Consider the following 22,617-nt stretch of genomic DNA (forward strand, 5'->3'; position numbering starts at 1 on the left):
GGTAGATTAGTTTATTTTTATCACGTATACTTTTACTGTTGACTAATTAAGAGTTTGTTAGTTTAATAGGGAAAATTATACGATAAAGGGAGGCAAGTTAACACGGTATAAGCATATAGAAAACGTGTTAAACAATTTATGAAAAAAGTTATTTCTAATGTGTTAGCAGTGACAGTCGCACTTCAAGTAGTACTGGCTCCAGCAACTTCGTTTGCATCTACAAAAGAATTTCCAGACGTTCCGAAAAATCATTGGGCACTTGAAGCGATTACTGATTTAACGTCAAAAGGGGTTATTGCAGGTTACGATAATGGTAAATTTGGCTTTGGAGATGTTGTAACTCGTGAGCAAGTAGCAGCATTAATGTATCGCGCATTAAAACCAGAATTAAAAAGCGATTATAAAAATCCATACTCTGATATTAGCGCAGGAACGACGATGTTCCCAAAAGAAATTTTGGCATTAACAGATATGGGGATTTTCATAGGTGATGGTAAAGGGACGTTTAGACCGAAAGAATCATTAACTCGTGCTGAAATGTCTGTTATTTTGCAAAGAGCATTTAAATTAGAAGTAAAAGCACCACATACATTTAATGATATAGATGCAACACACTGGTGGGCAAAAGAAGCAATTAGTGCATTGCAATCCAATGGTGTATCGGTAGGAAATGGACTTGGAGGATTTGATCCATCAGGTATATTAACACGTGAAAGCTATGCGCAATTATTATATAAAGCGATGAAAATTAAAAATGATGTTCCTGTTGAACAGCCATCGTATATTAATCTAGACGTAACTTTGCCATCTAACGTAACGGCACTAGAGATTGATAATTTCATTAAAAAATCTCATTCGGATAGTCCACTTATTGGAACTGGTAAAGATTTTATTCAAGCACAAAATGAGTATGGTGTGAGCGCACTATATTTAGCTGCACATGCAATCTTAGAATCAGCGTACGGTAAATCAGAAATTGCATATCGTAAACATAATTTATTTGGCTTAAGAGCATATGACCGTGACCCATTTGCATATGCAAAATATTTACCGTCATACAAGGAAAGTATTTCTTACAATGCTGATTATGTAAGGAAGAACTACTTAGAAGAAGGTGCTAATCATTTTAATGGTTACACATTACCTGCTATGAATGAAAAGTATGCAACAGATAAAGAATGGGCTGGCAAAATCGCTAATATTATGGAGCGTATTAAACCGTTTAACAAGAAAGATTATGAAAATGTAAAACGATTACCGAAAAATCCTAATACATTAAATGTAGAGGCATTAGGAAAAGACATCCCATATAAAGATTATGCAAAAGATGCAACGGCTACGGTTCAATTAGTAGGTTCTTACTATCAAGTGCCATATCCATTTGGTTATACAATTAAGAGTGTACCAAATATTACACAAAATGAAGTTGGAAAATTAGAAAATGGTAAGAAAGTAACTGTATATCGTGAAGATCCAAACGGTTGGGTAGAATTTTCATTTGAAAATACTCAAGAAAAATATTGGACATTGAAGAAGAACTTAAAATTATAATATAAAAAAAGGTGTTTTCATTTATGAAAACACCTTTTTTATTTTTACCAATAATTTAACAGTTTCATATATAATTATAAGTATTAAAGATTGAATTTTCTGTTTTATATTTAGTGTTAACTTAATTTGAAAAGAGGAGAGAAGTATGCAAGGAGAAATACGAACAGAGAAACATGTAAGTTATGTCGGTAAATTGTTATTGCCAGTTAAAGCGTCACCACATTTTAAATTTTTATGGATTGGGCAATTACTTTCGACTTTAGGCAGTTCGATAACGATGGTTATTTTGCCAGTCGTTGTGTATTCATTAACTGGTTCAACAGTTGTAATGGGAATGACTATGGCAATGTATATGCTTCCTAATATTCTTGCGTTACCGTTTGCTGGATTAGTAGTAGATCGAATTGATCGAGTGAAATTAATGTTATTTACAGATATAATTCGCTGTATATTAATGCTTTTACTTGCGACACTTATATTTATGGACGTTTTAACAATTCCACTTCTATACGCACTCGTAGCATTATATGGGCTTATGGAAGGGATATTTCAGCCAGCATATGCGGCTGTAAGGGCGAAAGTATTTGTACCGGAAATTCGAAATGCAGCTAATGCATTAACGCAAATGAGTAATCAAGGTATACGACTAATTGGACCGGCTCTTGGAGGATTGATTGTGTCAGTTGCATCTGCTGGAATAGGATTTGGACTGGATGCAGTAACATATTTGCTATCATTTTTATGTTTAATATTTTTAAGAGAAATAAAGTTTAAAAAAGTAAAATCCATTGAAAAGAGACAAATCGATTACAAACAAGAGTTTATGGAAGGTGTTTTCGTTTTAAAAAATCATCCGTGGCTATGGATTACAATTTTAGTTTTTTCTTTCATCAATATTTGTTATGCAGGAATTATCGTCGTATTAATTCCATGGTTATTTAATGTTCATCATCATTTTGAAGCATACGTGTATGGATTAGGAATGGCATCTTCTGGTGTTGGAGCTGTAATTGCCGCGCTAATATTTGGCGGGAGGGAACGGTGGCATAAGCGGGGATTACTTGCCTATGGTGGTGTATTAATAAGTGGTTGTGCGCTTTTAATAATGCCGTTTATTGCTTGGGCACCTGCATTAATTGGATTAATGGCAATTGAAGGGTTCGGTATGATGATATTTGGACTCATTTGGGAAACAAGTTTACAAGAGCTTGTGCCAGAAGAAGCATTTGGAAGAGTGGCAAGCCTTGATATGCTAGGTTCATTTGCTTTATTGCCACTAGGTTATGTGGTTGTAGGATGGTTAGCTACTGTCATAGGTGGTGAGATAACGATTATAACACTAGCTATATTAGTACTTGTAACAATTGGAGTAGTATTATGTGTACCAAGTATTCGACGATTTGATTGATGATATAAGGGGAAGGAGAATAACTTATATGATTATAGAAAACTTGAACGATGTAGTAGTAAAGGAATTGGACAGCCAATACACTTTGCAGGAAAAGGTCTTTGAAGCAAAAAATTTCACAGTCTATATTGCTACCCATAGAGAAAATAAGCTAGCATATAACCAACTAGTATTAATAAAACATTTTTGTAACGAAAAGCCTTCCGTACATATTTGGCATAAGAAAATTAGCACCGATGCAACAAAACTGGATATCACAAAAGAAGTGACAGAAGCAATTCAATCTGGTTTTGTAAATGAAGAGTAAGCCCGAATCAAATTAGGGCTTACTCTTCATTAAATACAAATGTTTGTTTCATTTGTTTCCCTTCATTTACCGGATGACCGTTGTATGAGAAATTTTTTTCTTCCCAAGTAATGACGACTTTAAAATTATGGCTATTAAAGTCTAAAGGGAATACGATGTAGTCAGAGCTTGTCTGACTTTTAGAAACGTTGTTATGTAACGTAGTAGGATTAAAAATAGCTTTAGAGGTAGGAGTGTTATCAAGTATTTCCACTGATACATTTGATACATCATTACCGATGTTTTTTATGAGTAAACTATATGTATCATATCCCCCCTTTTTTGGCTGCGCTGCTTGCTTGTTTGCGTTATGAGATTTATCAATTTCGATATACCACTGTTTTGACTTTGATTCAATTGGTAGTGATTGAAATGTGTAAGCACTTGCTTGTATTGGTAGTGCGAAGCAGATTAGTGCAAAGAGAGAGAAAATTTTTCTTTTCATTTTTAGAGAGCTCCCATTCTGTAACGGATTTATTTATTAGTATCTTCTCTTTATGTGAGTATATACCATATAATGTAAGGTGATATTTATGACCCTCATGAATGTAATTTACATTTTAAATGCGAAAATTAACTGCTGTATTCTTTATGAAAACTGTGTAGAGATTTTTCTACACAGTTTTTTCTGATGAGAAAATTTTCCAATATTATGTTAAAATATCATTGTCATACAACAAGGGGGATTTGTTTTATGGAAAATGGATATCTTGCTAACGTAGATGTAACGAAAAGAATTGAATCGAAATCTAAGTACAATAAGAAACTTGAAAAATATCAAAGGCGCTTACTAGCATTGCAGCAAATAGTAAAAGAAGAAAAAATCGCAGTTATGCTCGTTATGGAAGGCTGGGATGCGGCTGGAAAAGGCGGAGCAATTAAGCGAGTGACGGAACATCTTGATCCGCGCGGGTTTCAAGTAAATCCAATCGGAGCACCAGCACCTCATGAAAAACGGTACCACTACTTGCAACGTTTCTGGCGAAAACTTCCTCAGTATGGGCAAATTACTATTTTTGATCGCTCATGGTACGGCCGCGTGTTAGTTGAGCGTGTTGAAGGTTTTGCTACAAAGGAGGAGTGGACGAGAGCGTATGATGAGGTTAATGATTTTGAAAAACTATTAACAGATGATCATTATATAATCGGGAAGTTCTTCTATCATATTAGTAAAGATGAACAATTAAAGAGGTTTAAAGATAGAGAGAAAAACCCTTTGAAAAGATGGAAAATTACAGACGAAGATTGGCGTAATCGTGAAAAGTGGGACGAGTATGTTGAAGCAATGGAAGACATGTTTGAAAAAACAAATAAGCCAAATGCGAAATGGCAAATTATCGCAAGTAACGATAAATTATACGCACGTTTGAAAACGTTGAAAGTTATTATTTCATTAATTGAGGATTACCTCTTAGAACATAATATAGAATTACCTTCGTATTATTATGAAATAAAAGATGGAAAGACAGAAGGCTTTGAAACTATTCAAGATGAAGTTGTAAAATAGTACAAAGCTTGTATATGAAATATAAAGTAGAGCCACCCTGTAATTTTAGATAATAAAATTACAGGGTGTTTTTATTTAGAAACATTTTACAATTAACGGAATGAGGTATATAATCAATAATCATATTAACATTGTTAATATGATTATTGATTATATACAGTATGGAGGTTTTATTTTGAAGGGAAGAGATGTTGTTTTAGGCTTGTTAATGGGAAAAGAAATGTCTGGTTATGATATTAAAATTGTGTTTGAAGACGTATTTACTCATTTCTTTGATGGGAGTTTTGGAATGATTTATCCAACGTTACGACAGTTGGAAAAAGAGGGGAAAATAAAGAAAGAGGTTATTATGCAAGAAGGGAAACCGAATAAGAAAATGTACTTTATTACAGATGAAGGGCGTGAAGAGTTTTATCAGTACATGCAAACAGATGTAGAGAAAGATGTTTTACGTTCAGATTTTTTAATGAGGATGTATTTCGGTAATTATAGCGATGACAAGGCAATAAAAAAATGGATTGCGGACGAAATTGAAAGGAAAGAAGCATATATTGCGGATCTTCGTTTGAAATATGAAAAGTGGAGAGAAGGTATTACTTTTGTTGAGGAAATTTCACTCGATGTAGGTATTGCATCGTATAGTGCTCAAGTAGAGACATTGAAAAGAAAACTAGAGCAACTAGAAGCAAAAGAACAAAATAAAATGGAAGAATAAAAAACACGTTCATAATAAATAAAGGGGTAGATGAACATGGAGCAATCAAAGGGTATTAATATTGTCTTTTTAATGTGCTTAGGTATATTTCTTTGTATGATTGATACGACAATTATGAATATAGCTTTACCAGCGATACAAACGAGTGTAAATACTTCACTAGAAAAGATGTCTTGGGTATTAAATGTTTATACAATGACAATAGCAGTACTCGCTATCCCGCTTGGACGGATAGCTGATATTTTTGGGAAAGCAAAGATGTATATTCTTGGTTTGATAATTTTTGGCGGCGGGTCAGTACTTTGTGCTTTTGCTAATACGGGCGATTTTCTTATCTTTTCTCGCTTTATACAAAGTGTAGGTGCGGCGATTTTATTTCCAACTAGTATGGTAATTGGTGTATCTGCAATGCCATTAGCTAAGAGGCATGTTGCACTTGCAATTTTAGGCGTAACACAAGGACTATCAGCTGCGATGGGACCAGTAATAGGTGGAATTATTACACAAAATTTCGGTTGGAGATGGGTGTTCTTCGTAAATGTTCCAATTTGTATTCTTGGAATCATTTTATGCTGCTTTATGCTACAAATAAAAAATGAAGAACGTATTATCTCAAAAATAGATTGGATAGGATTGCTATTAAGTAGCACAGCAATTTTTTCTTTTACTCTCATATTAGTAAAAGGCAATACATGGGGATGGCAAAGTAATATTGCTTTGTCTTGTTATGCAATTAGCACTATTTCTCTTATTCTATTTGTTTTAGTAGAACGAAAGATTCATAATCCAATGGTGAATTTAAAGTTATTTCAAGATCGAATGTTTGTCGGAGCGTCTATCGTTGTCATATTAAGTAATTTATTTTTAATTGGAGTTACTGTATTGCTTCCGACGTTCTTGACGAAAATACAAGGCCGAACGGAAATTGAAGCAGCTTTTTTAGTGACACCTATTTCAGCGATGATATTTTTTGTCTCACCAGTTGCAGCAACTTTAATTAAAAAACTCGGAAAAGTAACTATTATTTTGTCAGGCTTTCTTGTTATGGGCTTATCTTATTATTGGTTGCAAATGATTGATGTTAATTCAACAAATATAGAAATTATTATTCCATGTATGATATTAGGTGTTGGGTATGGTTTAGTAGTAGGTCCAATTACAGTTTTAAGTGCTTCTTCGTTTGAAGGGGAATTATTAACCGCTTCTCAAAGTGTTGTCTCGATGTTGCGGCAAGTAGGAATTGTATTAGCAGTTGCAATATTTGTATCTAACTTAACGCATAATTTAGCTGTAAATAAAGAGAATGTATATCGTTATGCAGAAGAAAAAGTGCATAATATTCATGTGGATAGCTCACAGCAAGCTGAAATACTACAAGTAACAAAAGAAAAAATAGAGAACCAAAGTATAGAACCAAGTGTAGAAAAGCATCAAAATAAAACATTTGTAGGGTTAAATAAAGAGAAAAAAGATGCATTAATTCACCAAAAAGTGGATGAAGTATTAAGAGAAATTCCAGTAGAATATAGAGATGTAAAAAGAGAAGAAGTTATGAATCAAGTGACAAAAGAAGTTGAAAAACAAGAGGGAAATATAAAGAAAGAGGTACTCGCATTTTCGAATGATGTGAATCACTATGCTCAAAATCAGATGGCAATGAGTTTTACAGATTTATATAAAGTAAGTGTGCCGATTATCTTAGTTTTTGCGTTAGTAAGTTTGTTATTTTGGGAAGGAAAGGCTTTGAGTAAAGGGAGAAGGAAAAGGGTAGTAGAGGAAGCGTAAAAAAACAGGCTAATAACAGCCTGTTTTTCTTTACGTTAGTATGAGGAATCTGGGTTTAATTCATTAAACTTATGACTATAATGCCTCTTATTATTAAAGCCAACAAAATCAATTCCGACGCAAGGTTCTAAATTGCCGTCTACAATTGTAGAATCCACGAAACTTAATTGCTTTAATTTAGGTAGCTCTTTAATGAATTGTAGATTTTGTATGTTACCACAACTTGATAGAATGACGGTTTCTAACTCTGTTAAATAACGTAAATAGTCGTGATTTTTCATTTTACTGCAATGATTGAATTCGATGTATGTTAAAGTTGAAGCGTTGTTTTCAATTTCATCAATATGTTCTAAATTTCTTAAATAATGGATTTCTAAATGCTTTAATTTTGGGAATGCTCTGCATCCCTTTAATGAGTTAATATTGCCATGTGTAATGCTTAGTTTTTCAAGTTTTTGTAAAGACATTAATTCTTCAAGGTTTTTTTGTTTCGGTTTGTATTTCCAAATGTATAGTTCTTTTAAGTTAGGACAAGATTCGAATCCTGTAATGTTTTTATTCCACTGTATGTGAAGTTCCTCCAAATTTGTATAGCTTTCTAGTGCTGTTACGTTTAGTGGAACTTGTGGTTCTTCTAATGCTAAAGATTTTAAGTTTTTTAATTTATATAAAGCTGAGTAATCAGTAATACATGTACTACTAATTTGTAAGCTTTCAATTTGCGGGCAGCGTTCTAGAAAGTTAATATGGTTTAAACTATACCTAAGATCATTAATGTAAACATTGGTAAAGTTGTTTGTATTAATGAAGTCTACGTATTCATCCAGTCTATTTTCATGAATTTGTACGCTGCCATTCATAACTAAAAAGTTTTGTGGTTGATTTGCTTCATCGAATTCTTCTATTTTATGTACTGGGTTTTGTTTGCAAGCCTCACATAATTCTAGATTTTTTTTCAGTGTTTTCTCCTTGTATATTGTAAATAGTAGTATTTTTAATATAGCATGAGATAAGTAGTCTATGGTTAGTAAGTTTTTAGAATGAAAAGAACGAATAGAAAATGCTGTTGAATATGTAATGGAAAACATAGTACATTAACAAGGGGATTTTATTTCAAAGGGAGGATGAGAACTTGTTAGATGAGGCGGGGGCTTTAAAAAGTAATCATATATATACAGAAGAACAACAACAAAAATTATACAAACGAACATTAATAATCGTCAGCATCTCACAAATGTTCGGCGGAGCAGGGTTAGCTGCTGGCATTACAGTAGGTGCACTTCTTGCGCAGCAAATGCTTGGGACAGATGCATATGCAGGATTACCGGCAGCTATGTTTACAATGGGATCTGCGGTAGCGGCTTTCTTTGTTGGGAAGTTATCGCAAAAACATGGTCGCCGTATAGGGCTTTCGGCAGGTTTTATAGTAGGCGGACTAGGGGCTATCGGAGTTGTGGGGGCAGCTTTAACAAATAGTATTATTCTTTTACTAGTTTCTTTACTTATATATGGCGCGGGCACAGCTACGAATTTACAAGCGCGTTATGCTGGAACGGATTTAGCGAATAAGAAGCAAAGAGCAACTGCTATTAGTATTACGATGGTAATGACGACTTTTGGTGCAGTCGCAGGTCCAAATTTAGTAGGAGTAATGGGAAAGTTTGCTCATTCAATTGGAATTCCTGAACTTGCTGGTCCGTTCATATTATCGGCAACTGCATTTATACTTGCAGGTATTGTCCTATTTGTTATGCTTCGTCCAGATCCGTTACTTATTGCTAATATGATAGAAACATATAAACAAGAGCATACATATAAAGGGCAAGCAGTAACAGAAGAAGCGATAGAAAATAAACGAGGAATTACTGTTGGAGCTATCGTAATGATACTTACTCAAATCGTGATGGTTGCGATTATGACGATGACGCCAGTTCATATGGGACATCACGGTCATGGATTAAGTGCAGTAGGGCTTGTGATTGGTTTTCATGTCGGTGCAATGTACCTTCCATCTCTCGTTACGGGAATGCTAATTGATAAAATTGGCAGAACTACGATGAGTATAGCTGGTGGAGTAATTTTACTAGCAGCAGGTGTCATAGCTGCGATAGCGCCGAGTGATTCTTTAATACTATTAATTGTTGCTTTGTCTTTACTTGGATTAGGATGGAACCTCGGTTTAATAAGTGGTACTGCTCAAATTGTTGATGCAACTATACCTTCCACACGTGCAAAAACACAAGGGAAAATAGATGTGTTTATTGCACTAGCTGGAGCTTCAGGTGGAGCGATGTCAGGTATGGTAGTGGCGAATTCAAGTTATGCGGCATTGTCATTAGCTGGAGGAGTGTTAGCTTTCATGCTCATTCCTGTTGTGATATGGGCTCGGACAGGTAAATAAAATTAAGATGAAAGAAGCTGCGTTCAAAGGGAGGTAACCAATCTTTGAATGCAGCTTTTTTGTAGTGAATTGTATAAAAAAACTTTTAGTTTAAATCCCACTCCACAATAAGTCCTAAATGCGTAAGACCACCACCAAATCCGTATAGTAAAAGTGTGTCTCCATTATTTAATTTTCCTTCTTTCCTAGCTAAGTCCAGAGCGAGTGGAATGGAAGCTGAAGATGTATTTCCCATGTGTTTTACACTTGTTAAAGTTTTTTGAATTGGAATTTCGGTTTTCTCACAAATAGATTCAATCATTCGTAAGTTAACACTGTGTGGTATGAACCAGTCTATATCATCTATTTGCATATTTGCGGTATGTAATAGTTCTTTTATACCTGCTGGCACTGTACGAGTTGCCCATTTATATACTTCTCTCCCATTTTGCACGATTTTTTCATTTGTTTGTAGTTGGGTGCCATTCATAGTAGTAGATAAGTTTGTTCGGTATAGATGAATCCCACCGTACCCATTTGTTCCCATGTGAGCAGCGACAAAGCTTGGTTTGTTTTCATCTCTTTCTAATAAAACAGCTCCAGCACCATCGCCAAATAAAATGCAAGTCGTTCTATCGGTGTAATCAGTAACTTTAGATAATGTCTCTGTCGCTACGACAAGTACTTTTTTGTGTGATCCAGAAGTGATTAAGCTATTACCGACGTGCAGGCCATATGTGAAACCAGCGCAAGTTGCATTTAAATCAAATGCTATTGTATGAGGTATGCTGAAGTGTTGTTGTATTTGACACGCGACACTCGGAAAAACATAGTCAGCGGTTGTTGTAGCGACGATGATACAGTCTATATCTTCTAAGTTCTTTTTAAAAGTTGTACATAAATTTTCAATTGCTTTAATGGCTAAGTGTGAGGAGTATTCGTCTTCGCTCGCGATTCGTCTTTCCTTCATTCCTGTTCTTTGTACAATCCATTCATCATTCGTATCAATCATTTTCTCTAAATCGTTATTAGATAATATTTGATTTGGAACATAAGTACCAATTGCAGTAATACGAGATTTAGAATGCATGGGAACATCTCCTAACTTATTTTATAACCTGATACTATTATTAGGTTATAAAAATGTCAATTAAGATTTTTCGTTTTATTAAAATCGATATATTTTAATAAAACGAAAAGGGATTTGAGGAGTGATGTCCAAATAATATACGGAAAGCTTCTAAAATTGATCATAAAGGGGGTTTGAGATTCTTGAAAAGAATCGTATATGTATTGTCTCTAGTTTTAATTTGTAGCTTTATTTATTTTATTTTACCAGAGAAGTCTTACGCTTGTGAGTGTATGAAAGCATCACCGGAAGAGAGGTTACAAAAAACGGATGTAGTGTTTGAAGGTAAGGTATTAGAGGTTCAAGAGAAGGATGGAAAAATGGAAATGTTATTTGAAGTGAAGAAAATTTGGAAAGGGACAAGCTCTTCGCAAATTATTATATATACAAGTTTTAGTAGCTGTACGTTTCCTTTTGGGGAGGGAGGAGAGTATTTAGTCTTTGCTTCTAATAGAGGAGAAGGGAAGTTAGAGACATCAATGTGCAGTGGAACGAAGAGATTAGATGAGGCAGGGGCGGACAAAGTGGTTTTAAGTCAAATCGCAAAAGAATCTGTTCCGACGAAGAAAGTCGATTTAAAAGGTGGCAAGTTGAACGGTTTAAGCTGGTGGCAAGTTGTTACTCTTTCTATAGGCCTGTTATTGATAGTAGCTGTTGTGATTTCTATTGTAAGAAGAACGCGCAAAAAATGACGATTAAAGTAAATATATAAAGATTTTCTTTCTATTTCTATAGGTGGTTTAATCTTGTGAAAGCGAATTACTTATGCTACACTTTATGTAACTTAAAATGAACGGAGGGGCTTCCTTTGATCTTAATCAGATTACGTCTCAATACTTTGTGCCAATAATTGAATAGCGCTCAAAGGCTCTGTCTGTGTGCAGAGTGAACGGGATTGGTCTGCCTATTTTAAAGGAACCCTTTATTAAGCTTATATGTGAAAAAGAGGGAGGGACGAATACGCCCTCTTTTTGTTTTGCCTTTATAAATAGAATGGGATCGTATAGGTGAACACTTATTGTGGATGCGTATATGATTTTGGGACTTATTGACTATGAGATAGGATGAAAGTATAGCTTTCTCCTATTTCTTTGGTGAACCCTTATCCGTTTACGAAAACACAGGCAGTAACCTGTGTTTTTTATTTTACGTAATCGAAATGGAGGAATAAATATATGGAAGAATTATTACAAAGAGCAGTTTTAGTTGGAGTAAATTTAGGTAATGAAGATGATTTTGCATATTCAATGGAAGAGCTAACAAATCTTGCAGAAGCTTGTGATGTAGAGGTAATTGGGCAAGTGACGCAAAATTTACAACGAGTAAATCCGTCCCATTATATTGGAAAAGGAAAGATTGAAGAAGTAGCAGCTTATGTAAATGAAGTAGATGCGAATATGGTAATCTTTAATGACGAATTATCTCCTTCTCAAATTCGAAATTTAGAAGCAGATTTAGATTGTAAAGTAATTGACCGTACCATATTAATTTTAGATATTTTTGCGCAACGTGCGAAAACGAAAGAAGCACAGTTGCAAGTAGAGGTAGCGCATCTTCAGTATATGATGCCACGTTTAATCGGTCTTCGTGAATCGTTAGGAAGACAGAGCGGCGGAGTTGGTACGAAAAATAAAGGTGTCGGTGAGAAGAAATTAGAGTTAGATCGTCGTAAAATTGAAGAACAGATTTCAGTTTTAAATAAAGATCTAGAAGCACTTGTTGCCCAGCGTCAAACGCAGCGAAAGCAACGTAAGAAAAATGAAGTACCAGTTGTAGCATTAGTAGGCTATACGAACGCCGGAAAGTCAACGACGATGAATGCAATGCTTGAAATTTACAATGGTACAGAAGAAAAACAAGTATTTGAAAAAGATATGTTATTCGCGACGCTAGAAACATCTGTGCGAAATATTGATTTGCCAGATAACAAATCATTCCTATTAACAGATACAGTTGGATTTGTAAGCAAATTACCGCATCACCTTGTGAAAGCATTCCGTTCAACGTTAGAAGAAGTAGCGGAAGCAGACCTACTTATTCACGTTGTAGATTACGCGAACCCAAATTACGAACAGTTAATTGACATTACAAATGAAACGTTAAAGAAAATTGGAGTAGAAAATATTCCAACCATTTATGCTTATAATAAATCAGATATGGTAGATGTTGAAATTCCGAAAGTACAAGAAGACCGCGTTTATTTATCAGCGAAGAAACATGTTGGGATAGAAGAGCTTGTCGAAATGATTCGTTCACACATCTATAAAGAGTATACGAAGTGTGAAATGTTAATTCCGTATGATCAAGGACAGGTAGTTTCTTATTTCAATAATCATGCGCACGTTTTATCTACAAGTTATGAAAACGAAGGTACAAAACTAGAAGTAGAATGTAAGACGAGTGATTACGAAAAGTATAAGCGTTTTGCAATTTAATAAAGAAGGCGATCCTAATATATGTTAGGATCGCCTTTTTCTTATTCTGTAATAGAGGCCCACTTATAAGAATAAATTCCTGCAAATGGACGAATAACAACACCTTTTACTGTTGGACGTTCTAAATATACCAGGCCTGATTGGAAGATTGGAGCGATAGCTGCATCATCTTCCAGTAAGACTTTCTCTGCATCTTGGAACGCTTTCCAACGTGCTGGTAAGTCAGTTGCTAAAGTAGAGCTCGTTTTCTCAATTAATTCGTCGTATTGTTTGTTTGAATAGCTCATCTTATTAAACGGTCCGTCAGTGACAAACATATTTAAGAATGTTGTAGGATCAGGATAATCTGGTCCCCATGTAGAAAGTGAAATTTCATAGTCACCATTTCCTTCACGATCTAAAAATGCTTTTACTGGAAGGGGCTGTAATGTGATTTTTAAGCCAGGTAAGTTTTTCTCCAATTCACCTTTTAAAAACTCGCTAATTTTCTTATCGTTAGACTCATCAGTTGTTATGATTGAAAGTGAAGCGTTTTGTAAGTTTGTTTCTTTTTTTGCAGTTTCCCATAGTGTTTTAGCTTCTTTCACATTTGTTCCTACTTTTATATTACTTGTACTGCGAAAATCTTTATTATCAGGTCCTTTTACGAATCCTTTCGGAACAAATGCATTCGCAGGTATAGAACCATTATTTAAAATCGTTGTTGCGATTCCTTGTTTATCAAAAGCGAGCGAAATAGCTTTTCGAGCATTCTTGTTTGCTAATAAAGGATTCTTTTGGCTAAATCGGAAAAATGTCATAGAAGGACGTTCCATTTTCTTTAAGCTCGGATCTTTTTGATATTTATCGACAAACTCTGAATTAATCGTAATCCGGTCTACTTGTTTGCTTTCAAATAAATTAACGGCTGTGGAAGTATCTTTTACGATATTTACATTGATTTCATTTAGCTTCACATTTTTATTATCCCAGTAGTTCGGGTTTTTTGACATTTTATAACTTGTATCATGTTTCCATTCACTTAATTGAAACGGCCCGTTATAAACTACATTTGCAGCTTCAAGTCCGTAATTTTTCCCTTGCGCTTCTACAACTTTTTTGTTTTGAGGATAAAATGTTGCAAATCCCATTAACCCTAAAAAGTATGGAACAGGGTGTTCTAACTGTACTTCAAGCGTTTTATCGTCAATTGCTTTTACACCAAATGAGTCAATTGGTAATTCTTTTTTATTTATTTTTTCTGCGTTTTTAATATCGAACATAATATGTGCGTATTCAGAAGCAGTTTCTGGATTAACAGCACGTTTCCATGCATATTCAAAATCATGTGCAGTAACTGGATCACCATTTGACCATTTTGAATCGTGTAATGTAAATGTATATGTTTTTCCGTCTTCGCTCAGCTTGTATGATTCAGCTGCTGCAGGAACAGGTTTATTGTCAGGGCCAGGCATATATAATCCTTCCATTACGTTGTTTAATGCAGCGTAAGAAAACCCATCAGTTGCGATAGATGAATCAAGTGTAGAAATTTCCCCAGCTTCTACAATGTTTAATACTTGTTTTGAAGATTCTTTTTTCTTTTCTCCGGTAGTTGTTGCCTCTTGTTTTTGACCACATGCTGTTAAAAACATAGATAATGTGATTGAGAGTGCAACGATTCCTTTAGTTTTTTTCTTCATAGTTGTCATCCTTTCCTTTATCTCTGTCCTAGTATAAAAGAAAATATAGAAAATTTCTATAAATAAATCCGATAAAACTTATAGAAAAAATATATTATGTAAGAAGTGATATTTCTGGAAAAAGAAATGAAACCAGTATAGAATAGAAATGTTTCAAAAGTCAGAATTTATCGAGGTTAAAGTTTTACTTTATTACACTTGCTGTAATAAATATATATTTTGTACAGGAAGGAGAAATACATATATGCAGGCAGTTTCGAAAAAAAATACAATGGAAACACCGACGGTATATCGAATTCTATTTGCGATTAGTTTCGGTCACTTTTTAAATGACTCGATGCAAGCAGTCGTGCCGGCATTGTTTCCTATTTTGGAAAAAACGATGAATTTATCTTATATGCAAGTAGGGTGGATTGCGTTTGCATTAAATATGACGTCATCGATTATGCAGCCGGTTTTTGGTATGTATTCAGATAAGAAGCCATCACCATTTTTATTACCGCTCGGTATGTTTTCGAGTATGCTTGGAATGATTGGACTTGCATTTGCACCGAACTTTATTATTGTTATTATTTCTGTTTTATTTATCGGATTAGGTTCCGCAGTCTTTCATCCAGAAGGTGCTCGTGTTGCTTATATGGCAGCCGGTGCAAAACGAGGTTTAGCGCAAGCGATTTATCAGGTTGGAGGAAATACAGGGAATTCCCTAGCTCCTATTTTTACAGCTCTAATTTTCGTTCCGCTCGGCCAAATTGGTTCTTTAGGTTTTACAGCCTTTGCAGCAGTAGGAATTATATTATTAATTTTCGTATCAAATTGGTATAGGAATGAATTAGCAACTGGCGCTGTGAGAAGAAAAAAAAGGGCTGCGCTTGAGGCGGAAAATGCGATTGTAAGTACACATATTAAATTTGTTATTCTACTTCTTGTTTTTCTTACTTTTGTACGTTCTTGGTACGGTGCTGGTATAGGGAATTTCTATCAATTTTACTTAATTGAGCATTACGGTTTATCTATAAAAAATGCCCAGTATTTCGTATTCGCGTTTATGATTGCCGGTGTGTTAGGAACTTTCTTTGGGGGACCGTTAGCAGATCGATTTGGAAAGAAAACAATTATTGTATTTTCAATGCTAGGTTCGGCGCCACTTGCCCTTTTATTACCTCACGTTTCGCTCATGTGGGTCGTACCGTTATTTTTATGTATCGGTTTTATTAGTTCAAGTAGTTTTAGTGTAATTGTTGTTTATGCGCAAGAGCTTGTTCCTGGAAAAGTAGGGATGGTATCTGGATTAATTGTAGGGCTTGCGTTTGGACTCGGAGCTTTAGGATCTGTAGTACTTGGGAAATTGGCTGACATATATAGTCTACAATTCATTATGTTACTATGTAGTTGTCTACCATTAATTGGACTTACTTCTTGGTTATTACCAAGTGATAAGAAAACGATAGAATAGGGGATGCACTATGAAATTATGTGAAAATGTTACAGAATTAATAGGAGATACACCTGTCGTCCGATTATCTAAATTTATTCCAGAAGACGCAGCGGATGTGTATGTAAAACTAGAAATGTTTAATCCATCACGCAGTGTGAAAGACCGCGCTGCCTATAATTTACTGCACGTTGCAGAAGAGAATGGTCTCATCAAACCAGGAGATACAATTATTGAACCGACAAGCGGAAATACAGGAATAGGCTTAGCAATGAATGCAGCTGCGAAAGGGTATAAAGCAATATTAATTATGCCAGACAATATGTCAAAAGAGCGTATAAATTTATTGAAAGCATACGGCGCGGAAGTAGTTTTAACACCGGCAGAACAAAGAATGCCAGGAGCAATTGCGAAGGCATTAGAACTGCAAAAGCAAATTCCAAATAGTTTTATTCCGCAACAATTTGAAAATCCAGCAAACCCGAATATTCATCGTTATACGACTGCACTTGAAATTTATGAACAAATGGATGGCGAGCTTGATGCATTCGTAGCAACGGCTGGAACTGGTGGAACTATTACAGGGACTGGGGAAACGTTAAAAGAGAAACTACCAAACTTATATATTGCAGTAGTAGAACCGAAAGGATCTCCCGTTTTATCAGGCGGTGTTCCAGGCCCTCATAAATTAGTAGGAACAAGCCCGGGATTTATCCCGAAAAACTTAAATACAGAAGTGTATAACGAAATTATTCAAATTGCAGACGAAGAGGCTTTAACGACAATGAGAAACTTAGCTAGACAAGAAGGTTTATTAGTTGGGCCATCGTCTGGAGCATCTGTTTACGCAGCAATTATGATAGCGAAACGTCTAGGCGCAGGTAAAAAAGTTTTATGTATTGCACCTGATACAGGAGAACGTTATTTGAGTATGGGATTATTTGAATGAAATTGATAGAAACAGCTTAATCGTGAAATTGTCACGATTAAGCTGTTTGTTTTAGGTTGTAAAGAGGGGGGAGAATGACAATGAAACTATTAAAACCAACAAATGAATATAGCGAACAAATTATAGAGTATCGGGAGGCATTTTTACATACGGATGAAAAACCACATGGTAGTAGTTCTTTACAAAATTTTGATTCTCTCGATAAATGGTTTGAAAAAGTGAGTATACAAGAAGTGGAAGAAAACTTACAAGGTAATCGAGTACCGTCTAGTCAATTTTTAAGTTTTGAAAAAGGGGAACTTATAGGTTTTGTGAATATTAGACATCGATTAAACCAAGAATTATTACTGGAAAGCGGTCATATCGGTTATAGTGTACATCCAAATAAACGTCGTCAAGGTTACGCTACGAAACAACTACAACTTGCATTAGATGAAGCACAAAAGTTAGGGTTACAGAAAGTGTTAATAACTTGCGATAAAGTTAATATCGCTTCGGCTAAAACGATTCAAAAGGTTGGCGGTATGTTAGAAGATGAAGTAGTTTCTGTTCATACTGGGGAAATTGTTCAGCGTTATTGGATAGAAATATGATTTAGTGAGACATTGAAAAGGGAATACAATGCATAATATCGAAATAGATAAATGAAAAGGTAACTGTGTACTGCAATTATAGGGGGAAATGAAGTGGGATTAAAAGAGAAAGCAATAGAAATGTCGGAGATTTATAGGAGAAATCCGAAAGTAGAGACTATTATTTTAGCGGGTTCAGTAGCTAGAAAACTAGAAGATGAACATTCAGATATAGAATTGCATATTTTATGGTCAATGCCACCAGAGGATGAGGGTCGCAAAGGGCCTATTAACTATATTGGTGGAACAATTTTGTCATATTATCCCTACGAGGAAGAAGAATGGTCGGAAACGTATTTGACAAAAGAGGGAATTAAATTAGAGATTAGTAACTTTTTAACTGAAACAGTAGAGAAAGTTATTTCGGATGTGGTGGATCAATATGATATAAGTTATGAAAAACAATGTATCGTATCATCCGTTCATGATGGTGTTAGTTTGTATGGAGAAGAGAAAGTACATGAATTAAAAGATAGAGTGGTGGCATATCCAGAAGACCTAGCGAAACGGATGATTTCAGAAAATCTTTGGTTAAGTAATCGCTGGCATAATCGAGAGGCGCTTTTAAAACGAAAAGACTGGCTTATGTTATATGATGTTATTTGTGAAGTGCAAAGAAATATATTTGGGGTCTTATTTGGTTTGAATAAAATGTATGTACATCATCCGGCATTTAAATGGATGCCACATAATGTGGAACGAATGATTATTAAGCCTGAAAATCTATACGAGCGTATGGCAAATACGTTAATAGGGAAACCGGAGTATAGTGTACAGGAGTTAGAAGTGTTAATTGAAGAGCTATTACATTTAGTACAACAATATGCTCCAGAATTACATATTACTGAACAACAAAAACGTATACAATATGCGAAGTAAAAAAGAAGGGATGTAACAATGAGTTACCTCCCTTCTTTTTATTTGACTAATTTACCTAGTATGGGTAATCGTTGAAGTCTATCACCGAGAATATGTGAAGCAAGTCCGCTCGTTAGGACGAATAAAAGATAAACAATCCCTCCTACAGCGCCGCATATAAAGACAATGAGAAGTGATTCCATATAGGATTGTCCAGGAATCATCCATTTTAAAATCGCTTTTAATGCAATTACAACAGCAGACATTGCAGCGGAGTAAATTGTAATAAGAAGTACTGTTTTTGCTGTCTCACCAATTTTAAATTTCGCAAACTTAATGATGCAGTACAACATAATAACATTGGAAACGAGGTATCCAAGAATTGTTCCAAGTACAGCACCGTGTCCGCCAAATAAATGTAAGAGCGGTGTATTTACTAAAACTTTAACGAGAATACCGACTGAGAAAGCAATCATCGTTTTTCTTTGATAATCGATTCCTTGTAATATAGCTGCTGAAACTGTGAAAATCGCACTTAATATAGCAGAAGGTGCAAATGAAATTAAATATTGTGATCCCCCAAGTGCAATTTCAGGATTTACATAAACCATACGGAATGCATCGTAAGCGATGCTAGCAAGACCGAATGCAGCTGGGATAGTGAAGAATAATAAGACTTGAAATATCTTTGCAATTTGTTCTTGTAGTTCTTCTAGTTTCCCGCTTGTATACGATTTCGTTATAGCCGGAATGATCGTTAATGAGAATCCAGTTGCAAGAGAAGCTGGAATCATAATTAACTTTTGGGCATAGTTCGTTATATAAGCGAAAACTGCATTCGCTGTTTCTAACGGCTCGCCCATCGCCCTAAGGACATCAGCTACAGTATATTGATCTACTAACGTGTAGAGTGGAATTGCAATACCGACAAATACAATTGGGATTGCATATCGAAGTAATTCCATATAAATATTTTTTAATGGAATATTCGATGCCCTTGACTTTAATTCTCCTTCGGGAGGCTTTAATCTATTATATTTTTTCCAGTACAGCATTAAAATCGAAACGCTGGCAAGCGCTCCGATAACAGCGCCAAACGTAGCAACTGCAACAGAAGAGGCGACTGAACCCCCTAATAGTTTTGAAACGATAAAACTACCAACTAAAATGAAAACCACGCGCGCAATTTGTTCTACGACTTGAGAAACGGCACTTGGTTTCATATGTTGAAAACCTTGGAAATAGCCACGTGTAACACTCATAGCTGGTACGATAATAAGTGCGAAACTTAATGCTCGCATCGTAAGTGTTACGTCGGCGATAAATTGTGGATCTGGCGTTTTCGAGCGAATAATAAATTGTGATATGTATGGTGCTCCAATAAATAAAGTTAAAAAACCTAAAAAGCCCATAAACAACATTAATTTTACGCTAGAGTTGTATAATTTTTTGCTTGTACTATAATCACCGAGCGCATTATGCTTTGCAACAAATTTGGAAACGGCAATAGGAATACCAGCTGTTGAGAAGCTTAATAAAATACCGTACCAAGAGTATGCATATCCATATAAAGCGACCCCTTGTGTTCCGACTAATAGTTGAAAAGGGAAGAAGTATATAAAACCTAATATACGTGAAATCATTGTTGCACCACTTAATAAAGCAGTACCTTTTAAAACTTTTGAAGTAGACAAAATTCTTTCCTCCTACTCGTGCTGTCTTGCATTTATCGTATACTACTATAAACCTGTTAGAGAAGTTAATATAGTATGGAACATAAATATTCTAATATTATTCATTTAAAAGTCATATTTTACATTTTTTAAATAGAACGTAATACATAAAAATTCAAAATATAAGTTGACACTATTTTTAATGTGTGATAAAAATGATAGTAATCAATTCGGAAAATAATATTTGGGCAATGAAAGGGTATAGTAGTGAATATCTCCCTATTTCAGAGAGCTGATGGTTGGTGTGAATCAGTATATAGATTATTCATGAAGTTCGTCCTGGAGCATCTTTCATAAATCTCACATTGTGAGGAAATGAAAGACGGTAGTTTATACCGTTATCAAATAAAGTGGTGAAGATTGTTTCACAACTAGGGTGGTACCGCGATATTTATCGTCCCTACGTATTTACGTAGGGACGTTTTTTATTTAGGTCCTAACTTTGTTGTGGCTTCATAACTAGGGTGGTACCGCGATAATTTATCGTCCCTACGTATTTGCGTAGGGACGTTTTTTATTTAGGTCCTAACTTTGTTGTATCTTCATAACTAGGGTGGTACCGCGATATTTTTGTCGTCCCTACGTATTTACGTAGGGGCGTTTTTTTTATTATTAGGGAGGAAGTGAACGTATTAGAAAAGAGTATTGATAGAACAATATAAATACTGAACTGAAACAAAGAAAAAGAGACAGAGAGGAGATTAACAAATGAATTCACAGCAATGGACATCGAAATTAGGTTTCGTATTAGCTGCAGCAGGTTCAGCAATTGGTCTTGGGGCGATTTGGAAATTCCCATATATGGCCGGCATCGGAGGAGGCGGGGCGTTCTTCCTTATTTTCATCGGTTTCACATTATTAATTGGTTTACCGCTATTATTAGCTGAATTCGTTATCGGAAGAAGTACACAAAAAGAGGCTGTTGATGCATATAGAGAAATCGCACCCAAAACATTATGGCCATGGTTAGGGAAATTAGGGATTATAACTTGTTTCATATTACTTTCTTTCTACAGTGTTGTAGGGGGATGGATTTTATTATACTTATGGAATGCAATTACAGGTAGACTATGGGAAGGAAATGGCGCATACGAAGCTACGTTTGGTGAAATCATTTCCAATCCGTATTTAGCAGTAGGAGCACAGTTATTATTCATTCTTATTACTATTTTTATCGTAAGTAAAGGCGTACAAAACGGTGTTGAAAAAGTAAATAAATATTTCATGCCAGCGCTATTCGTTTTATTCTTTGTATTAATTGTTCGTGCCCTTACATTAGACGGCGCGGGAGAAGGAGTTCGTTTCTTCTTACAACCTGATTTCTCACATGTAACATCAGAAGTTATTTTATATGCGATGGGTCAATCGTTCTTCTCATTATCGGTCGGTGTAGCAGTAATGGTAACATATAGTTCATACTTACCGAAGGAAGAAAGTTTACCGCGTTCAGCATTTTCTATCGTAGCTTTAACATTAGTAATTACATTACTTGCAGGACTTGCAATTTTCCCAGTTGTATTTGCATTTGGATTAGAACCATCTCAAGGACCAGGATTATTATTTATCGTATTACCTGCTATTTTCAGTAAAATGGCGTTCGGAAAAGTATTCTTCGTTATTTTCTTATTGCTGTTCTTCTTCGCAACGATTACATCTGCTATTTCTATGCTAGAAATTAGTGTTGCGTCGTTAACATCAAAAGGTAAAGGCAAACGTGAAAAAACGGCCTTAATCGTAGGTTTATTAATCTTCGTTGTTGGAGTACCATCAGCATTATCATTTGGTATATTAAGTGATCTGAAAATTTTCGGAAAGACAATCTTTGATTTAGCGGACTATGCAGTGAGTAACGTACTAATGCCACTTGGTGTTTTATTAGTTTCCATCTTTGTTCCTTTAAAAATGAAGAAAGATGTATTAATGAAAGAGCTTGGTGTAAGTAAAAATAAAGGCTATAAACTGTTCGTATTATGGTTATTCTTACTTCGCTTTATCGCACCAATTGCGATTATTATCGTATTCTTAAATGTACTTGGCATTATTTAAAAAGAAAGGTAGCGTATCGCTCTATG

The 22,617-nt window shown here is 35.1% G+C and carries 18 protein-coding genes, 1 pseudogene and 1 other annotated feature; of the genes and pseudogenes, 14 read left to right on the plus strand and 5 right to left on the minus strand.

Annotated elements, in window-relative coordinates:
* Positions 1-138 precede the first annotated feature (138 nt).
* The 3 genes from GFJ36_RS08245 (at position 139) to GFJ36_RS08255 (ending at position 3,266) form a co-directional block, all read left to right on the plus strand.
* Positions 139-1,551 (plus strand): S-layer homology domain-containing protein, encoded by a 1,413-nt coding sequence (locus tag GFJ36_RS08245; RefSeq protein WP_088608708.1) that lies wholly within the window; start codon positions 139-141, stop codon positions 1,549-1,551.
* 145 nt (positions 1,552-1,696) lie between these two features.
* On the plus strand, positions 1,697-2,959 hold the full coding sequence (locus GFJ36_RS08250) for an MFS transporter (protein ID WP_097889350.1): 1,263 nt from the start codon (positions 1,697-1,699) through the stop codon (positions 2,957-2,959).
* Positions 2,960-2,987: 28 nt separating this feature from the next.
* On the plus strand, positions 2,988-3,266 hold the full coding sequence (locus GFJ36_RS08255; RefSeq protein WP_088608706.1) for a hypothetical protein: 279 nt from the start codon (positions 2,988-2,990) through the stop codon (positions 3,264-3,266).
* Between the two features lie 19 nt (positions 3,267-3,285).
* Here the strand turns inward: GFJ36_RS08255 and GFJ36_RS08260 are convergent, their stop codons facing one another.
* Positions 3,286-3,750: a hypothetical protein gene (locus GFJ36_RS08260; protein WP_097889351.1), complete on the minus strand. Its 465-nt coding sequence runs from the start codon at positions 3,748-3,750 to the stop codon at positions 3,286-3,288.
* Positions 3,751-3,999: 249 nt separating this feature from the next.
* Here GFJ36_RS08260 and GFJ36_RS08265 point away from each other — a divergent pair, with 249 nt between their 5' ends.
* The 3 genes from GFJ36_RS08265 to GFJ36_RS08275 all read left to right on the plus strand — a co-directional run bounded on the left by GFJ36_RS08265 (position 4,000) and on the right by GFJ36_RS08275 (position 7,312).
* Positions 4,000-4,812, plus strand: coding sequence for a polyphosphate kinase 2 family protein (locus GFJ36_RS08265; RefSeq protein WP_087983070.1), 813 nt, complete (start codon positions 4,000-4,002; stop codon positions 4,810-4,812).
* Between the two features lie 175 nt (positions 4,813-4,987).
* The gene (locus GFJ36_RS08270) at positions 4,988-5,527 is read left to right on the plus strand and encodes a PadR family transcriptional regulator (protein ID WP_097889509.1); all 540 of its coding nucleotides are present in this window, start codon (positions 4,988-4,990) and stop codon (positions 5,525-5,527) included.
* A gap of 36 nt (positions 5,528-5,563) precedes the next feature.
* Positions 5,564-7,312 (plus strand): MFS transporter, encoded by a 1,749-nt coding sequence (locus GFJ36_RS08275; RefSeq protein ID WP_097889352.1) that lies wholly within the window; start codon positions 5,564-5,566, stop codon positions 7,310-7,312.
* Between the two features lie 35 nt (positions 7,313-7,347).
* Here GFJ36_RS08275 and GFJ36_RS08280 read toward each other — a convergent pair.
* Positions 7,348-8,193, minus strand: a pseudogene (locus tag GFJ36_RS08280) (leucine-rich repeat domain-containing protein); the annotation flags it as partial.
* Between the two features lie 251 nt (positions 8,194-8,444).
* On the opposite strand from GFJ36_RS08280, the gene GFJ36_RS08285 reads away from it, so the two are divergent.
* Positions 8,445-9,713 carry an MFS transporter gene (locus tag GFJ36_RS08285; protein WP_097889354.1) on the plus strand — a complete coding sequence of 423 codons (1,269 nt, stop codon included), beginning with the start codon at positions 8,445-8,447 and terminating at the stop codon, positions 9,711-9,713.
* An 85-nt stretch (positions 9,714-9,798) separates the two neighbouring features.
* Here GFJ36_RS08285 and GFJ36_RS08290 read toward each other — a convergent pair whose 3' ends face one another.
* Positions 9,799-10,782, minus strand: coding sequence for a ketoacyl-ACP synthase III (locus GFJ36_RS08290; protein ID WP_097889355.1), 984 nt, complete (start codon positions 10,780-10,782; stop codon positions 9,799-9,801).
* 182 nt (positions 10,783-10,964) lie between these two features.
* Between GFJ36_RS08290 and GFJ36_RS08295 the strand changes: the two genes are divergently transcribed.
* Together GFJ36_RS08295 and hflX are read left to right on the plus strand one after the other, a co-directional pair.
* A complete protein-coding gene (locus tag GFJ36_RS08295) occupies positions 10,965-11,513 on the plus strand; it encodes a cobalamin biosynthesis protein CbiN (protein WP_141542719.1) in 549 nt (182 codons plus the stop codon).
* Between the two features lie 483 nt (positions 11,514-11,996).
* On the plus strand, positions 11,997-13,256 hold the full coding sequence (gene hflX, locus GFJ36_RS08300; protein ID WP_061673188.1) for a GTPase HflX: 1,260 nt from the start codon (positions 11,997-11,999) through the stop codon (positions 13,254-13,256).
* 41 nt (positions 13,257-13,297) lie between these two features.
* Here hflX and GFJ36_RS08305 read toward each other — a convergent pair whose 3' ends face one another.
* Positions 13,298-14,938, minus strand: coding sequence for a peptide ABC transporter substrate-binding protein (locus tag GFJ36_RS08305; RefSeq protein ID WP_097889356.1), 1,641 nt, complete (start codon positions 14,936-14,938; stop codon positions 13,298-13,300).
* Positions 14,939-15,182: 244 nt separating this feature from the next.
* Here GFJ36_RS08305 and GFJ36_RS08310 point away from each other — a divergent pair, with 244 nt between their 5' ends.
* From GFJ36_RS08310 to GFJ36_RS08325, 4 genes are all read left to right on the plus strand, one after another.
* Positions 15,183-16,394 (plus strand): MFS transporter, encoded by a 1,212-nt coding sequence (locus GFJ36_RS08310; protein WP_097889357.1) that lies wholly within the window; start codon positions 15,183-15,185, stop codon positions 16,392-16,394.
* Between the two features lie 10 nt (positions 16,395-16,404).
* The gene (gene cysK, locus GFJ36_RS08315) at positions 16,405-17,322 is read left to right on the plus strand and encodes a cysteine synthase A (RefSeq protein WP_000762271.1); all 918 of its coding nucleotides are present in this window, start codon (positions 16,405-16,407) and stop codon (positions 17,320-17,322) included.
* Positions 17,323-17,402: 80 nt separating this feature from the next.
* Positions 17,403-17,915 (plus strand): GNAT family N-acetyltransferase, encoded by a 513-nt coding sequence (locus GFJ36_RS08320; RefSeq protein WP_087983247.1) that lies wholly within the window; start codon positions 17,403-17,405, stop codon positions 17,913-17,915.
* Positions 17,916-18,008: 93 nt separating this feature from the next.
* Positions 18,009-18,833, plus strand: coding sequence for a DUF4037 domain-containing protein (locus GFJ36_RS08325; RefSeq protein WP_097889358.1), 825 nt, complete (start codon positions 18,009-18,011; stop codon positions 18,831-18,833).
* 38 nt (positions 18,834-18,871) lie between these two features.
* On the opposite strand, the gene GFJ36_RS08330 is transcribed toward GFJ36_RS08325, so the two are convergent.
* Positions 18,872-20,506 (minus strand): putative polysaccharide biosynthesis protein, encoded by a 1,635-nt coding sequence (locus GFJ36_RS08330; protein ID WP_088062983.1) that lies wholly within the window; start codon positions 20,504-20,506, stop codon positions 18,872-18,874.
* Positions 20,507-20,727: 221 nt separating this feature from the next.
* Positions 20,728-20,950, plus strand: a binding site (T-box leader).
* Positions 20,951-21,253: 303 nt separating this feature from the next.
* Here GFJ36_RS08330 and GFJ36_RS08335 point away from each other — a divergent pair.
* Positions 21,254-22,591 (plus strand): sodium-dependent transporter, encoded by a 1,338-nt coding sequence (locus GFJ36_RS08335; RefSeq protein ID WP_060489936.1) that lies wholly within the window; start codon positions 21,254-21,256, stop codon positions 22,589-22,591.
* Positions 22,592-22,617: the final 26 nt, after the last annotated feature.

This window comes from Bacillus sp. EE-W1 (genome assembly GCF_009760835.1).
In the GTDB taxonomy this organism is placed as follows: Bacteria; Bacillota; Bacilli; order Bacillales; family Bacillaceae_G; genus Bacillus_A; species Bacillus_A wiedmannii.

Coding starts and splice junctions, on each gene's coding strand:
- GFJ36_RS08245 (WP_088608708.1), top strand. CDS start 139: ATGAAAAAAGTTATTTCTAATGTGTTAGCAGTGACAGTCGCACTTCAA.
- GFJ36_RS08250 (WP_097889350.1), top strand. CDS start 1,697: ATGCAAGGAGAAATACGAACAGAGAAACATGTAAGTTATGTCGGTAAA.
- GFJ36_RS08255 (WP_088608706.1), top strand. CDS start 2,988: ATGATTATAGAAAACTTGAACGATGTAGTAGTAAAGGAATTGGACAGC.
- GFJ36_RS08260 (WP_097889351.1), bottom strand. CDS start 3,750: ATGAAAAGAAAAATTTTCTCTCTCTTTGCACTAATCTGCTTCGCACTA.
- GFJ36_RS08265 (WP_087983070.1), top strand. CDS start 4,000: ATGGAAAATGGATATCTTGCTAACGTAGATGTAACGAAAAGAATTGAA.
- GFJ36_RS08275 (WP_097889352.1), top strand. CDS start 5,564: ATGGAGCAATCAAAGGGTATTAATATTGTCTTTTTAATGTGCTTAGGT.
- GFJ36_RS08290 (WP_097889355.1), bottom strand. CDS start 10,782: ATGCATTCTAAATCTCGTATTACTGCAATTGGTACTTATGTTCCAAAT.
- hflX (WP_061673188.1), top strand. CDS start 11,997: ATGGAAGAATTATTACAAAGAGCAGTTTTAGTTGGAGTAAATTTAGGT.
- GFJ36_RS08305 (WP_097889356.1), bottom strand. CDS start 14,938: ATGAAGAAAAAAACTAAAGGAATCGTTGCACTCTCAATCACATTATCT.
- GFJ36_RS08310 (WP_097889357.1), top strand. CDS start 15,183: ATGCAGGCAGTTTCGAAAAAAAATACAATGGAAACACCGACGGTATAT.
- cysK (WP_000762271.1), top strand. CDS start 16,405: ATGAAATTATGTGAAAATGTTACAGAATTAATAGGAGATACACCTGTC.
- GFJ36_RS08320 (WP_087983247.1), top strand. CDS start 17,403: ATGAAACTATTAAAACCAACAAATGAATATAGCGAACAAATTATAGAG.
- GFJ36_RS08335 (WP_060489936.1), top strand. CDS start 21,254: ATGAATTCACAGCAATGGACATCGAAATTAGGTTTCGTATTAGCTGCA.